Raw genomic sequence first — 14,068 nt, forward strand, 5'->3', positions numbered from 1 at the left:
AGGTTGAAAAATATCGCAAGGGCTCTCGTTATCCTTTTGCTTATTTACGGAGCGTATGTTCTGTTTATACAATATGGATCGGCTCCTCAGAAAAAGACCAATCAGGAGGAGCCTCAGGTTTCCAATGAAGAAGAGAGCGGAAAACGGCTGAAAATGCCGTCATCCGGACTGCTTTCTCTCATGGGGAAATCTGCCGCCGATGTGAAAAAGAAACTTGGGGAACCGTCTCGGAAAGATCCTTCTGCCTACGATTACGAGTGGTGGGTGTACAACCAGGGGAAAGACCAATACGTACAAGTCGGTATTTTGAATGATAAAGCCGTGACTTTATACGCTTCGGGAAGCGGCATCAACGCAAAACCGTTTAAGATCGGCGAATCGACGGGCGAAGTTTTTAAAACGACGCAGGTTTCTCCTTTTGTCAATGTGACTGACAAGGGAAACACGTATCGGTTTGAGTTTTCCGAAGAAGATATCAATACCCGTCCCACCGTCAAGATAGGCGGAATGTATGTACAGCTGTACATGGACAAATTTGACGGGAATCTGTCAAGCATCAGGGCTTTTGATGCGGAAACGCTTGTGAAACAAAGGCCGTATGAGGTCATGTACAGAGGAAAGCTGACAGAACCCGAGCCAGTTTCTGATAAAAAATGGAACGACATTGAACGAGCGAGTGAACAGCAGATTCTCGACATTACAAATGTCATCCGCGTGAAACACGGACTGGCAAGGCTGAAATGGGACGAAGGCGCCGCGAAAGTGGCATTCGGCCACAGCAAGGACATGAAGGATAACAAGTATTTCTCTCACGTCTCAAAGAAATACGGGACTCTGAAGGACCGCTTGGAAAAAGGCGATGTGAAATACCGGGAGGCCGGTGAAAATATTGCCTACAACTATGTGGACGGTCCTGCAGCCGTGGAGGGCTGGCTGAACAGCGAAGGCCACAGGAAGGCGCTGTTAAGCCCGGATTATACGCACCTCGGTGTCGGCGTGGACCGGAAGTATTATACGCAAAACTTCATTAAGCCTTGGCAGTAAAAAACCGCAGAGGGGCGCGTCCCCCGCGGTTTTTTTATGTTTTTTCACGAGCGGCGCTCCTGCTGAAAAAATATACCTGCTTTTTTTCGCAATTTAGGCGAACATTAAGGCGCATGAACCGATACATTATAGCAGGCAAAACTTTTCGGAGGGGGTGAGAATTGTGGCGAATCAGCAATCACGGCAATCAATCGATGATTTTAAACAATTCGTAAAAAAGCATCCCAAACTGATCCAAAATGTTCGCAAGGAACAAAGAAGCTGGCAGGAAGTCTATGAAAACTGGGTGCTCCTAGGCGAGGATGATCCGATGTGGGACCCTTTTAAAGACGAGGCCGTTCAGCCTTCTTCCGACGCGGAAACCAAACAGGAACCAGCTGAAAAGAATGATTTCGTTTCAAAAATGGTCACTGCCGTCAAAAAGATGGATATCAACCAAATGAATGAGCAGATCAATAAAATGAGCCAGTCCATTTCATCATTGCAAAGCCTTTTAAGCCAATTTTCGGGGAGCAGCACGAAGCAGCCCCGGCAAGGCTCCGGACAACATCCTTTTTCATTCAGAAAGGATTAAAGAAGGGGATCGTGTATGCGAAAAGAGGTTCAGGAATTCATATCCGCAGATGAGGAACGGAAACGGTTTATACGGCAGCGTCCCGTCTGGTACCGCAGACTTGCGAGAAAACCGGACGATCTCAATTCCTTTCAGCTTGACATGATGAATTTTTATGAAAAGACGATACCGCATCGGGTAAGTCAATTCTCAAACGGGATTCAAATGGCGCAGATGATGATGCAGATGGTACACGCCATGCGTTCGCAGGATTAAAAAGCGTTTAAACGCCGCATTTTCCAATTGGGTGGTTTCATGGTAAACTAGCAACTGGAGGTGCGTATTTATGTATGCAACAATTGAGTCCGTCAAGCTTCAAAGTGAAGCGGAGCAGCTTGCCGGCATGATTCTGCAGTCTGAGACGGCTGAAAATTACCGCGATTGTTACAAGCGTCTCCGTGAAGATGAAGAGGCAGGGCGGATCATTCGTTCTTTTATGAGCGTTAAAGAGCAGTATGAGGATGTGCAGCGCTTTGGCAAATACCATCCTGATTATAGAGAGATTTCCCGCAAAATGAGAGAAATGAAGCGGGAGCTCGATTTAAACGATAAGGTGGCCGAATTTAAAAAAGCGGAGACTGAGCTTCAGTCGCTGCTTGACGAGATCAGCATTGAACTCGGAACGGCCGTCTCGGAGCATGTAAAAGTGCCGACGGGGAATCCTTATTTTGACGGCCTGTCATCCTGCGGCGGCGGCTGCGGTTCCGGCGGCGGCTGCGGATGCAAAGTTTCCTGACGAGACGGCCGTCTCGTCTTTTACATAAAATGAACAGAAAGTCAGGCGGGTGATCATGATGGAAAATAAGCGCCAAGGCATAATCGTATATCTGCATTCCTTAAAACACAGCAAAATGCTGAGAAAATTCGGCAACGTTCATTATGTTTCCAAGCGGCTGAAATACGTTGTGCTGTATTGCGATATGGACCTGATCGAAAAAACAATGGAAAAGATTTCTTCTTATTCTTATGTGAAGAAGGTAGAGCCTTCTTATAAACCTTTTTTAAAGCTGGAATTTGAATCAAAGCTTGATAAAGCGAAAGAGTACGATTATAAAGTCGGCATATAAAAAAATCCCCGCAGATACCTGCGGGGTCCTTCTATTCCTTAACAAGTTAAGGAGAAGGAAAAGGGAGAGGAGAAACCGGAGGAAGAACTTATGGGGAAACGTAAGTCTTCTCCGCGGTTGGCAACAACATCATTCTTTGATGCTGTTACACGTAGTCTTGACAGGAATGTGAATATGTATACACGTTTTTCACGTTCATTGTTTGAAAGAATGCTTTATGATAAGATAGGGATTGTTTTTATACATAACGGCTCAGCCGATGAGAAACATCAAAGTTTTCAGAAAAAGTGGTGTGAATAATGAGAGTAATTTCCGGTTCAAGAAAAGGACGAGCCTTAAAGGCGGTGCCGGGCACATCAACAAGGCCGACGACGGATAAAGTAAAAGAGTCTATTTTTAATATGATCGGCCCGTATTTTGACGGAGGAACGGGGCTGGATTTGTTTGCGGGGAGCGGCGGTCTCGGGATTGAAGCGCTGTCGCGCGGATTTGACCGCTGTATCTTTGTGGACCGTGATTTCAAAGCCATCCAAACGGTAAAAGCAAATATCAAAGCGCTCGATCTGCTGTCTTCAGCGGAAGTATACCGCAATGATGCAGAGCGGGCCCTCTATGCCGCGGCGAAACGGGAAAAAGGTTTTGAAGGGATTTTCTTAGATCCTCCGTATAAGGAACAAAAGCTGAAAGCGCTTATCGAAATGATTGATGAGCAGAACATGCTGAATGAAGACGGTTTTGTCGTAGCCGAGCATGATAAAGCCGTTGTGCTTCCGGAAGCCGTCGGCGCGCTTTCTGTAACAAGAAGGGAAATTTACGGGCTTACAGGAGTGACGATATACCGAAATAGGGGGTAATGATGTGGCAAGTATAGCTGTATGTCCCGGAAGTTTTGATCCCGTCACCTACGGACATCTGGACATTATCAGACGGGGGGCAAACGTGTTTGAGCATGTGTACGTATGCGTGCTCAATAATTCTTCTAAGCAGCCGCTGTTTACAGTCGAGGAACGCTGTGAGCTGTTAAGAGAAGTGACAAAAGACATTCCGAATATTACGGTCGAGACGTCACAGGGACTGTTAATCGACTATGCGAAAAAAAAGCGGGCGAAAGCGATTATCAGAGGGCTCAGAGCCGTTTCTGACTTCGAATATGAGATGCAGGGGACTTCCGTCAACCGCGTGCTTGACGAATCAATAGAAACTTTTTTTATGATGACGAACAATCAGTACTCTTTTTTAAGTTCAAGCATCGTAAAAGAAGTCGCAAAATATAACGGGCCTGTTTCAGAGTTTGTTCCTCCGGAAGTTGAACAGGCGCTGAAGCAGAAATTTAAAGGATGAGAAGCGCTGATCGGCGTCTCATCCTTTTTTTGTCCGTGCTGACAGCCTGTAACAATAAATCAATGCGTATACGGCGAGAGCTGTCAGCGTGATGGCGGGCCCGGTTTCAACAAGTGTATTCCATCCGCTGACGGCAGCAGATCCCGCGTCCTGATCGCGGAAAGGGAGGAATACGGACTGGTAAGGTTCGTCCAATGCAAGGTAAAGCGGCTTCCACAGTAAGAGAATAAAGAGTGCGGCATAAATGCCCTGAAGGATACGCGCCGCGAAAAACGGTTTAAAGCGGATATCTGTTTCCGATAAAATGCCGGCAACCTGGGCCTGTACGGAAAGGCCGCTGAACCCGAGAATAAAACTCACAATCATGGCTTTCGGCAGCAAGGCGGCATCAGCTTCACTGACCAGCTTGCTCCCAAGTGTAATTTCAAACATTCCGCTGATAAGAGGGATGTCCAGATTTGCCGGAAGATGAAAAAGGGAAAGCAGCGCGTTTGTAAATACAGAAAGCACATCCATGACTTGTACGATTGATAATAACCGGCTGAAAACCGAAAACAATATAATAAAACCGCCCACCATCAGCAAGGTTTGTACAGAAGAGGTGACGGCGTCGCCCAAAATTTTTCCGAGCGGCCGCTTTTCCGAAAGCCGCGCCTTGTGGAGGGCCAGAAATGCTTCCTTCAGAGAAGGGAGAGCGATCGTCTTTTTACCGGTATACGCCGCTTCTTCTTTCCGTCCGTATGAACGCATCGTCAGGCCGACGGCGATGTTTCCGAGATAGTGAGCCGATGCCAGCAGAATGCCGAGAGACGCGTTATGAAAAAAGCCGACCGCCACAGCAGCGAATATAAATAACGGATTGGATGAATTGGTAAAAGAGACGAGGCGTTCAGCCTCTACTCTGGAGATTTGTTTATCCTGGCGCAGCCGTGCAGTCAGCTTCGCGCCGGCCGGATTGCCTGAAGCCATGCCCATAGCCAGTACAAATCCGCCGACCCCCGGCACTCTGAAAATGGGACGCATAAAGGGTTCGAGTAAAAGGCCGACAAATTTGACAATGCCGAATCCGATTAAAAGCTCAGATAGAATAAAAAACGGAAGCAATGAAGGAAAAACGACCTCCCACCACATGGAAAGACCGGTTTTGGAGGCTTCGAATGAGGCCTGAGGGTGTGAAATAACCGTCGCTGTCAAAAAAATGAAAAACAATGAAATCAAAAATGTATGAAACTTAGACAAATTCATTCTTACCTCCCCGATGCTAAAATTGCACACTGACATTTATATCATGATAAAATATAGAACAGACCTTAAAGGCGGCCGGGCAAGTACCTATTTGTCATCCTGTACTAATATACGAGCATAGGGGTTCAATTTAGACCATAGAATTCATGTATAGGATGTCTATTAGGGGGTTCGTCGCGTTGGCCAAACCTACAATCGGGTTAGCGTTAGGTTCGGGAGGGGCAAGAGGCATCGCTCATCTCGGAGTGTTATCCAGTTTACATAAGCATCAGATTCCAATTGATATGATTGCCGGCAGCAGCATGGGAGCATTAGTCGGAAGCTTTTATGCGGCCGGGCATGACGTGGCTACGATGAAAAAAGTCGCCAAAGCATTTAAGCGGCGGGTGTACGCGGATTATACGATGCCGAGGCTCGGATTTTTAAAAGGAGACCGCATCAGGCAGCTTGTTCATGCCTATACGTACGGCAAGCCAATAGAAGAACTGCGGATCCCGCTCGGCATCGTGGCCTGCGACCTTCAGACCGGCGAAAAACTCGTTTTTACGAAAGGTTCAGTGTCCGAAGCCGTCCGCGCGAGCATCAGCATACCGGGCGTTTTCGTCCCGCAAAAAATGAACGGACGTATGTTAGTCGACGGCGCGGTGGTTGACAGAATCCCGGTTTCCGCCGTAAAAGATATGGGTGCTGATATCGTCATCGCCTCTGACGTATCCCGAGTGAAAAAAACGGAAAAAGCGGCACATATTTTTGATGTAATCATGCAAAGTATGGATATACTGCAAAATGAATTGGTCCGTCACCAGACCATTGCCGCAGACGTCATGATCCGCCCTTCTCTTGAATCATTCAGCTCAAGTTCTTTTGCCAACATTGATCATATGATCACAGCGGGCGAAGAAGCCGCAGACCGGATGATCGGCCGGATTAAACAAGAAATAGAGAACTGGGAGGGCTAACTCATATGAAAGCAAAACATTTTCGCTGGGTGTTTATCATCCTGATCTTATTAATTGCTGTTACATTTATTAAGCTTCCGTATTACATTACACAGCCGGGAGAAGCATCAGAGCTGAGACCGCTGATTAAGGTGGACGGAGGCTATCCTGAAAAAGGAAGCCTTTCCTTGATGACTGTCAAAGTAGGCCCCGCCAATCCGTATACATATCTTTGGGCGAAAGTGCATCCTTACGATGAAATCGTCCCTGATGAAAGCATAAAAGAAGAGGGCGAATCGGACTCGGATTATATGAAGCGCCAGCTGCAAATGATGAAAAGCTCCCAAGAAAACGCGGTCATTGCCGCTTATCAAAAAGCCGGGAAACAGGTGAAATACTCATTTAACGGGATTTTCGCCAGCTCAGTCGTCTCTGACATGCCGGCAAAAGGAAAAATAGAGGTCGGTGATAAAATCATCAGCGCGGATGGGAAAACATACGAATCCGCTGAAAAGCTGATTGATTATATCAGCAGCAAAAAAGCGGGGGAGAAAGTAACGTTTCACATTGAACGGGACACGAAAGAAAAGACCGTTGACATTGTGCTGAAATCATTCCCGGAAGACCCGAAAAGAGCGGGAATCGGCGTCGCGTTATATACGGATCGGAACGTGAAAGTAAAGCCGGATCTTCATTTCAGCATTGAAAACATCGGCGGGCCTTCTGCGGGTCTCATGATGTCTTTAGAAATTTACAATCAGCTGACAAAACCTGACGAAACAAAAGGCTATAATATAGCCGGAACGGGAACAATCGACGTGGACGGCAAGGTCGGACCGATCGGCGGAATCGATCAGAAAGTCGTCGCCGCAGACAAAGCGGGAAAAGATATTTTCTTTGCGCCGAATCAAAACGGAGCTGAAAATTCTGATTACAAAAATGCGGTAAAAACGGCGAAAGCAATCAAGTCCGATATGAAGATCGTCCCTGTCGACACCATGCAGGACGCACTTGACTATTTGGATCAGCTGAAAGTAAAAAGCACCTGATACAGGCAGGTGCTTTTTTTACGCATTCAAAAAACGCTTTTCGTCTTCATCATAGCGGATCGGCGCTTGTGAAAATTCCTGTTTCTCAAACAATGTGCGTTCAGGTTCTTTTATCGGCAGGCTGTAAACTCGTCCCGCCAGTATGTCCAGATCCAGAGCGGGATGAGAGAAAGAAGAGAGCTTGCTGACGAGAGGTGCGGTAAGCTCTTTTTTCTTTGCCGACAGGTACGCCTGTCCTTTTTTCGTCATTCCGAGAAGACGGATATAAGGAGCGCTTGAAGGCTGTAAAAGCCGATGCATGTCTTCCTTTTTCGTCCGTGTCAGAATGTGCGTGTTCATCCGCTGCAGCCTCGTCCACGTGTATCGTTTTGTTTTCAATCGTTCCATCATTTCGCGATAGGATCGGGCTTGTCTGATGGTGCGCAAAATTCTGTGCTCAAGGCCTTCTTCCACTTCGTAGATTCGGCTCAATTCTTCAGCGGACAGAGTGCTGAGGCTGTATTTTACATATGAAAAATAGTCTTCCGTGTTGTGCCATATCCCGTATGAATTTCTGTAAGCCTCCAGCTCACGCGCAGACGCTTCCGGGAGAAAGCTCCTTGCGGCCGCCGTTCCTTTTTCTATCAGCGCTTTCCGGATGCTTGTTGCGCTGGCTATCCGGCTGTTATCTCCGGGAAGCTCGTCGTCATGATACTGGGAAGCGATTCTGGCTGTCGTATAAGGCTTCATAGCGGAACCGAAGGCGTGTATCGCTCTAACGTAGTGAAAACCGAGAATATTGTTCGGCTTGGACAAATCGAGCATGTCCCGCCCTTTGAATATGTGTGAAAAAGCTTTTGAGGCGGCGGCCGGATAGCTGAGACCCTTTTTCAGCTCCTCTTTCAGAATCAGGCTGCAGTCGTCTTCTTTTCGGCTGAACGCTTCAGACGCTTCAATAAAGGGTTCGATCCGCCCGTTTTCGCTGCCGAAAAACAAGCTGCTGCATCCTAAATGATGAAGAAGCGAAACGCTGCCGCGCGCGAATAATTCCGCTTTTTGTACGGCATATATATAAGGGAGCTCAATGACGATATCCACGCCGTTTTCCAGCGCCATTTTTGTCCGGGCCCACTTTGAGACGGCGGCCGGTTCTCCGCGCTGCAAAAAAGGGCCGCTCATCACCGCCGCCGCAACGCTGCTGTCCGTTTTGATTTTTGCTTGTTCCGCATGATAGCGGTGTCCGTTATGAAAGGGATTATATTCAACAACCAGGCCGACTGCTTTCATATTTGTCCCGCCTTTCTTGCTATGTTTTGCTTCGTGTGGTACATTTGCAAATGAAGTGCATATTTTAGTCCGCTTCGTTTAGTGTATGCATAGCCTATCCGGCTGTCAACGATTGCATGACGGCGGCATTATGCTGTAAAGAAAAAATATTGACAAAAACATTCTGAAAAGCTATAATCATGTTTGTTGCTTTCCTGAGGTGATACAAATGAAATGGACGATTTATCAGCTTCATCAAATGGCGAAAAAGAGCTTTGAATTTGATGAAACAGTTGAGTTAAATGAGCTGACAAAATTGAATTCTGACATCCGCCGCATTTCTCCCGTCCGGGTGAAGGGCCGCGCGGAGATTGAATCCAAGCAAGTTTCGTTTGACTTTACGATTTCAGGCGAAATGGTTTTGCCGTGCTCAAGAACTTTAGTTGATGTGCCGTATCCATTTACAATCGCGACAAAAGAACTGTTTAGATTTCATAAGTCGGATGATATAGAAGATGAGGACGTTCATATTGCTGAAGACGATATCGTTGACTTAACTCCGATCGTAAAAGAAGAGATTCTTTTAGAAATTCCTATGCAAGTCTTTTGTGAAACTGAACAAAAAGAAGGAGCCGCTCCCCAAGTGGGGAAGGATTGGCAAGTGATTTCTGAGGAAGACAAGAAAAATCAAATCGACCCCAGACTTGCGGATCTGAAAAAGCTCTTAACACAAGATGATGAATCTTAACTCTTTAAGGAGGTGGGAATAATGGCTGTACCTTTTAGAAGAACTTCTAAAATGAAAAAAAGATTGCGCCGTACACATTTCAAACTAAATGTACCTGGTATGACAGAATGCCCGTCATGCGGAGAGATGAAATTGTCTCACCGTGTATGTAAAGCATGCGGATCATACAACGGCAAAGACATAAATGTTAAAAGCAATTAATGTATGAAGAAAAGCGCGGGAATCTCGGTTCCTGCGCTTTTCTTTTTTTGCCCCTCCGGCCTGCTTCCGCCGAAAAAATTGTGAGCGCCAGTAGTCTATCTAATCTATCAGCGGCATATGTATGAGGTAAATGAGCAAATATGGAGGGAGATACGATTGACGATAACGAGACAAGACGCGTGGACGCAAGATGAAGATTTGCTGCTGGCCGAAGTGGTGCTCAGGCATATTCGGGAAGGCGGGACCCAGCTTTCCGCTTTTGAAGAAGTCGGCAGAGCGCTGACGAGAACGGCTGCCGCCTGCGGGTTCAGATGGAATTCTTATGTCAGAAAACAATATCAGTCAGGGATAGAACTGGCGAAAAAACAGCGGAAGGAATTAAGAAAGCAGATCGGGGTGCATTCCGCCAATCTGCCGGGAACCGTCAAACAGCCTCCGATCCGCAGGGCGGAAGGAGAAAAAGAGCTGTCCATTGATGATGTCATTTTGTTTCTTCAGCAATTTAAAGAGTCGCCGGCCGCAGCGGATGTTCGTCATGAAAAAGAAAAACTCACAGAACAGCTGACCGCGCTGCAAAAAGAAGTCGAGGATCTGCGTGAGGAAAATGAAAGCTTGAGAAACAAGCTGGAGATGACGGAAGAAGATTATAAAGCGTTAATTGACATTATGGACAGAGCGAGAAGGATGGTCAATTCAAAAGAAGACGACAGGAAATCGGCGCAGAGCCTGTAAAATGAACCGGCCTGAGGGCGGCGGCCCGGCCGGTTTTTTATTATGCCGTTTCTCCGGATGTCATTTCACCGTCCATATCGGGATGCCAGATGTAAGGATTTTCTCCTTTATCACGCGCCATATCATATTTAACGGGCTCAAAATTCATCTTATCCCAGAATTCTGCTGATTTCATGCGTGAATTTGTCCTGATCGGCATTCTGAAGGATTTTGCAAAATCAACAAGCGCTTTTCCGTATCCGTTGTTTTGATAGCCCGGAAGAACCTCAAGCTTCCAAAGTTCCAAAAAGTCCTGACGCTGATCAAAATACGGATTCGCGCCTCCGTTTACCTGATATAAACTCATTCTCGCCACTAGTTTATCCCCGAAGTAAATCCCGTAAAAAGGCGAGGTGCTGTCATTTTCAATGATATTATCCTGAAGATCTTCAAGCATCGACAGCTCCTGCATCCCGTATTCCTTAAACCTTTTAAATTCTTCGAGTGTCTTAAAGTTGATGAGCAGGCGCTCTATTTTCAACACAAACTCCCCCTTTGTTGTGTTCTACCATTATTGTAAACGCTTTAATTGAAAATTCCAACTATAATATGCTTGCCTGTCTTTTTGCTCAAAACGAAATTGAAGTAATTTGCGGCGGCTTCTGCTATGATAATATGGAAAAATGCAGATATAGGGTGTGACAGTGTGAAAATCGGAATTATCGGCGGCGGAGCGGTAGGCCTTTTATGTGCTTACTACTTATCGTCCCGCCATCAGGTAACGGTCATTACGCGGCGGACGGAGCAAGCTGATGCGATTAACTCAGGCGGTATACGGCTTTTGAAAGACGGAATAGAATGTACGGCGGCATGCAGAGCGCAAACAGGCATCACTTCCGGATTCGACCTCTTAATCTCAGCCGTTAAACAGCACCAGCTCAGTGCTGTGCTGCGGGATCTTGAGACGGTAAAAGGGACGAATGTGCTGTTTTTGCAAAACGGCATGGGACACATACACGACATTAGAGATTGGCATACGGATCATTCGCTTTATGCCGGCACAGTTGAGCACGGAGCAAAAAAGATATCGGATCATGCCGTTGAACATACGGGAGCGGGAGCCGTAAGATGGAGTGTATTCAGCGCATCCCGGCCGGAAACGCTCAAAAGCATCTTTTCCGGCATGCACCGGGATTTTCCCGTATATGATGAAAACGACTGGTATCGGCTTTTAACGGGAAAACTGATCATCAATGTATGCATCAACCCGTTAACTGCATTGCTGCGCGTGAAAAACGGAGAGCTGTTAAGAAATGACGCTTACAAAAAATATATGAGAAACGTGTTTGAAGAAGCGGAGACAATACTTGGCCTCGCCGATAGAGAAAAAGCGTGGAACAAGGTTTGCGAAGTTTGCAGACTGACGGAAAAAAATCATTCTTCCATGCTCGTCGATATCATGGCAGGCAGGCGGACAGAGGCCGATGCGATTATCGGCTATCTTGTAAAAGAAGCGGAAAGCCGCGGATTGCCGGCCGTTCATCTCACGTTTTTACACCGCAGCATAAAAGCGTTAGAAAGAAATTGAAACAAAGTCTTTTGAGGTTTTCCGGTAACATGCTATACTCATTTCGGAAACCTAACTATTTATTGGAGAAAGGAAGTTCCAGACAGATGCAGCTAACTGAACTTTCCATCAAAAGTCAAAATAAGTTTGTGCAGCACTATATAGATGGAGAAAACATGTCTTCATTTTTTGATTATGATATTCATTCAGAGGACGTATGGCAAAAGCGGCTTCATGACCTCTCTTCGCGGCCGTTTGCCAGAGAGGAATTAGCGGATTATTTATCCTCCTATCACGAAAAATTTCATTCCGACGCCATGCAGGCCTCCATCGAAAAACTGAGAGATCCAAAAAGCGCAGCGGTTGTAGGCGGCCAGCAGGCCGGTCTTTTAACAGGGCCTCTTTACACCATACATAAAATTATCTCCATTATCGTACTTGCCAGACAGCAGGAAGAGGCGCTGCAGATTCCTGTCGCTCCGATCTTCTGGGTGGCCGGTGAAGATCACGATCTGGAAGAAATTAATTATGTGCATACGTCAACAGAGAATAAAGGTCCGGTGAAGCGGAAACTGCCGCAGTCGTACTGGAAAAAAACATCGGCGGCTAAAACCGAGCTTGATCAGGAAAAATGCGCGGCTTGGATTGATGAAGTGTTCGCTGCTTTTGAGGAAACGGATCACACAAACACACTCCTTCAAAACGTGAAGCGATGTTTACGCTCATCAGAGACGTTCACGGACTTTTTTGAGCTGTTGATCGCCGACTTGTTTCAAGAAGAAGGCCTTATTCTGATGAATTCGGGAGATCCGGGGATTAAAAAGCTGGAAACGGGTATGTTTCAGCAGATTTTAAAACACAATCACGAGCTTGCCAAAGCCGTGTCAGACCAGCAGCGTCTTATGCGGGAAGCCGGTTATCACCCGATTATTGAATCGGACAAAGATCAGGCCAATCTGTTTTACGAACACGAGGGAGAGCGTTTCTTAATTGAAAAAGAAAACGGCGTTTTTGTCATTAAGGAGCTTGACCTGAAGTGGACGAACGACGAGCTTCATACCCATATGGAAGAAAAACCGGAATGTTTCAGCAATAACGTTGTGACAAGGCCGCTTATGCAGGAGTTTCTCATCCCGACTCTGGCGTTTATCGCGGGACCGGGGGAGATCAATTATTGGGGTGAGCTGAAGCAGGCTTTCTCATTAATGGGCTTTCGCATGACTCCGGTAGTGCCGAGACTGAACATTACGATTCTTGAGCGCCATATTGAAAAGAAGCTTTCAGAACGGAATATCCCGCTTCAGGAAGCGATCGAACACGGCACCGGACACCTGAAAGACACTTATTTTGAAGAGCAGATTCCGGAAGAGTTTTCTTCTGTAATGGAACAGGCGAAGTCGCAGATTGAAGCCGTCCATAAACGTGCAAGGAACGAAGCGCTGAAGGTCGATTCAAGCCTTGAGCCGCTCTTACAGAAGAATGCCGCCTTCATTCAGGATCAGCTCTTGTTTTTAGAACGGACGGTAACGAAAAGAATTGAAGCAAAAGAAGGTTTTGTGCTGCGTGACTATGAAAGAATCCAAAACAGCATCAGACCGCTCGGCGCTCCGCAGGAACGGATTTGGAATGTAATGTATTATTTGAACCGTTACGGTCCAAAATTCTTCACAACCTTCAAACATCTGCCATTTTCTTTTCAAAACCAACATCAGATTGTCAAACTTTGAAATAAAGTTTTAAAGAACCCTGAATAGTTCAGGGTTTTTTTTTATGTGTAAACAGTGTAAAATGAGGTTGTGGAGAGAAGTGGCGGATAGTGGTGAGTTTAGGGGAGAAAGTGGGGGTCCTTATCATGTTTATGGGTGAATACCAGCATACAATTGATGCAAAGGGCCGCATGATCGTACCCGCAAAATTCAGAGAAGGCCTCGGTGAGCAGTTTGTGCTGACAAGAGGACTTGACCAATGCCTTTTCGGCTATCCGATGAATGAATGGAAGCTGATTGAAGAAAAGCTGAAGGCTCTGCCGCTCACCAAAAAAGACGCCCGCGCATTTACCCGATTCTTTTTTTCCGGTGCGACCGAATGCGAACTGGACAAGCAGGGAAGGGTTAATATTGCGTCATCTCTTCTGAATTACGCAAAACTGGAAAAAGAATGTGTTGTCATCGGGGTTTCCAATCGAATTGAATTGTGGAGTAAGGTAATATGGGAACAATACACAGAAGAGCAAGAAGATTCATTCGCTGAAATTGCTGAAAACATGATTGGATTTGATATATAATGGATCTTCGTGCAT

The 14,068-nt window shown here is 46.3% G+C and carries 19 protein-coding genes; 16 read left to right on the top strand and 3 right to left on the bottom strand.

Annotation, left to right across the window (positions count from 1 at the left end; translation table 11 throughout):
• The first annotated feature begins 3 nt into the window (after positions 1-3).
• The 8 genes from ACWJJX_RS03120 (at position 4) to coaD (ending at position 4,065) form a co-directional block, all read left to right on the top strand.
• On the top strand, positions 4-1,044 hold the full coding sequence (locus tag ACWJJX_RS03120; RefSeq protein ID WP_003154477.1) for a CAP domain-containing protein: 1,041 nt from the start codon (positions 4-6) through the stop codon (positions 1,042-1,044).
• A gap of 163 nt (positions 1,045-1,207) precedes the next feature.
• Entirely contained in the window at positions 1,208-1,618 is a 411-nt protein-coding gene (locus tag ACWJJX_RS03125) for a YlbD family protein (protein WP_071391875.1), read from the top strand.
• A gap of 15 nt (positions 1,619-1,633) precedes the next feature.
• The gene (locus ACWJJX_RS03130; protein ID WP_003154475.1) at positions 1,634-1,873 is read left to right on the top strand and encodes a YlbE-like family protein; all 240 of its coding nucleotides are present in this window, start codon (positions 1,634-1,636) and stop codon (positions 1,871-1,873) included.
• Between the two features lie 70 nt (positions 1,874-1,943).
• Positions 1,944-2,393 carry a YlbF family regulator gene (locus ACWJJX_RS03135; RefSeq protein ID WP_003154472.1) on the top strand — a complete coding sequence of 150 codons (450 nt, stop codon included), beginning with the start codon at positions 1,944-1,946 and terminating at the stop codon, positions 2,391-2,393.
• A 58-nt stretch (positions 2,394-2,451) separates the two neighbouring features.
• Entirely contained in the window at positions 2,452-2,724 is a 273-nt protein-coding gene (locus tag ACWJJX_RS03140) for a YlbG family protein (protein WP_003154470.1), read from the top strand.
• A gap of 90 nt (positions 2,725-2,814) precedes the next feature.
• Positions 2,815-3,024, top strand: a complete 210-nt coding sequence (locus ACWJJX_RS03145) for a hypothetical protein (RefSeq protein ID WP_094246961.1) — start codon at positions 2,815-2,817, stop codon at positions 3,022-3,024.
• Positions 3,024-3,578, top strand: coding sequence for a 16S rRNA (guanine(966)-N(2))-methyltransferase RsmD (gene rsmD / locus ACWJJX_RS03150; protein ID WP_173612727.1), 555 nt, complete (start codon positions 3,024-3,026; stop codon positions 3,576-3,578). The genes ACWJJX_RS03145 and rsmD overlap by 1 nt, the downstream gene beginning before the upstream one ends.
• Positions 3,579-3,582: 4 nt before the next feature.
• Positions 3,583-4,065, top strand: coding sequence for a pantetheine-phosphate adenylyltransferase (gene coaD / locus ACWJJX_RS03155; RefSeq protein ID WP_003154467.1), 483 nt, complete (start codon positions 3,583-3,585; stop codon positions 4,063-4,065).
• Positions 4,066-4,083: 18 nt separating this feature from the next.
• Here coaD and ylbJ read toward each other — a convergent pair whose 3' ends face one another.
• Positions 4,084-5,310, bottom strand: a complete 1,227-nt coding sequence (gene ylbJ, locus ACWJJX_RS03160) for a sporulation integral membrane protein YlbJ (RefSeq protein WP_003154466.1) — start codon at positions 5,308-5,310, stop codon at positions 4,084-4,086.
• A 179-nt stretch (positions 5,311-5,489) separates the two neighbouring features.
• Between ylbJ and ACWJJX_RS03165 the strand changes: the two genes are divergently transcribed.
• Positions 5,490-6,269: a patatin family protein gene (locus ACWJJX_RS03165; RefSeq protein ID WP_015388274.1), complete on the top strand. Its 780-nt coding sequence runs from the start codon at positions 5,490-5,492 to the stop codon at positions 6,267-6,269.
• A gap of 5 nt (positions 6,270-6,274) precedes the next feature.
• On the top strand, positions 6,275-7,297 hold the full coding sequence (locus tag ACWJJX_RS03170; RefSeq protein ID WP_071391872.1) for a SepM family pheromone-processing serine protease: 1,023 nt from the start codon (positions 6,275-6,277) through the stop codon (positions 7,295-7,297).
• A gap of 18 nt (positions 7,298-7,315) precedes the next feature.
• Here the strand turns inward: ACWJJX_RS03170 and ACWJJX_RS03175 are convergent, their stop codons facing one another.
• On the bottom strand, positions 7,316-8,563 hold the full coding sequence (locus tag ACWJJX_RS03175) for a nucleotidyltransferase (RefSeq protein ID WP_173612729.1): 1,248 nt from the start codon (positions 8,561-8,563) through the stop codon (positions 7,316-7,318).
• 208 nt (positions 8,564-8,771) lie between these two features.
• Here ACWJJX_RS03175 and ACWJJX_RS03180 point away from each other — a divergent pair, with 208 nt between their 5' ends.
• The 3 genes from ACWJJX_RS03180 (at position 8,772) to gerR (ending at position 10,223) form a co-directional block, all read left to right on the top strand.
• Positions 8,772-9,290 carry a YceD family protein gene (locus tag ACWJJX_RS03180; RefSeq protein WP_003154459.1) on the top strand — a complete coding sequence of 173 codons (519 nt, stop codon included), beginning with the start codon at positions 8,772-8,774 and terminating at the stop codon, positions 9,288-9,290.
• Positions 9,291-9,311: 21 nt separating this feature from the next.
• A complete protein-coding gene (gene rpmF, locus ACWJJX_RS03185) occupies positions 9,312-9,491 on the top strand; it encodes a 50S ribosomal protein L32 (RefSeq protein ID WP_003154457.1) in 180 nt (59 codons plus the stop codon).
• Between the two features lie 156 nt (positions 9,492-9,647).
• On the top strand, positions 9,648-10,223 hold the full coding sequence (gerR, locus tag ACWJJX_RS03190) for a sporulation-specific transcriptional regulator GerR (protein WP_003154450.1): 576 nt from the start codon (positions 9,648-9,650) through the stop codon (positions 10,221-10,223).
• Positions 10,224-10,263: 40 nt separating this feature from the next.
• On the opposite strand, the gene ACWJJX_RS03195 is transcribed toward gerR, so the two are convergent.
• Complete coding sequence (locus ACWJJX_RS03195) at positions 10,264-10,746, bottom strand: N-acetyltransferase (protein ID WP_015388272.1); 483 nt, start codon at positions 10,744-10,746, stop codon at positions 10,264-10,266.
• 162 nt (positions 10,747-10,908) lie between these two features.
• On the opposite strand from ACWJJX_RS03195, the gene ACWJJX_RS03200 reads away from it, so the two are divergent.
• From ACWJJX_RS03200 to mraZ, 3 genes are all read left to right on the top strand, one after another.
• On the top strand, positions 10,909-11,790 hold the full coding sequence (locus tag ACWJJX_RS03200; protein WP_353574937.1) for a 2-dehydropantoate 2-reductase: 882 nt from the start codon (positions 10,909-10,911) through the stop codon (positions 11,788-11,790).
• A gap of 86 nt (positions 11,791-11,876) precedes the next feature.
• Positions 11,877-13,496 (top strand): bacillithiol biosynthesis cysteine-adding enzyme BshC, encoded by a 1,620-nt coding sequence (gene bshC, locus ACWJJX_RS03205; protein ID WP_454022734.1) that lies wholly within the window; start codon positions 11,877-11,879, stop codon positions 13,494-13,496.
• Between the two features lie 125 nt (positions 13,497-13,621).
• Positions 13,622-14,053 carry a division/cell wall cluster transcriptional repressor MraZ gene (mraZ, locus tag ACWJJX_RS03210; RefSeq protein WP_013352164.1) on the top strand — a complete coding sequence of 144 codons (432 nt, stop codon included), beginning with the start codon at positions 13,622-13,624 and terminating at the stop codon, positions 14,051-14,053.
• The last annotated feature ends 15 nt before the right edge of the window (positions 14,054-14,068 follow it).

The organism is Bacillus sp. YH3-2-B2 (genome assembly GCF_053663335.1).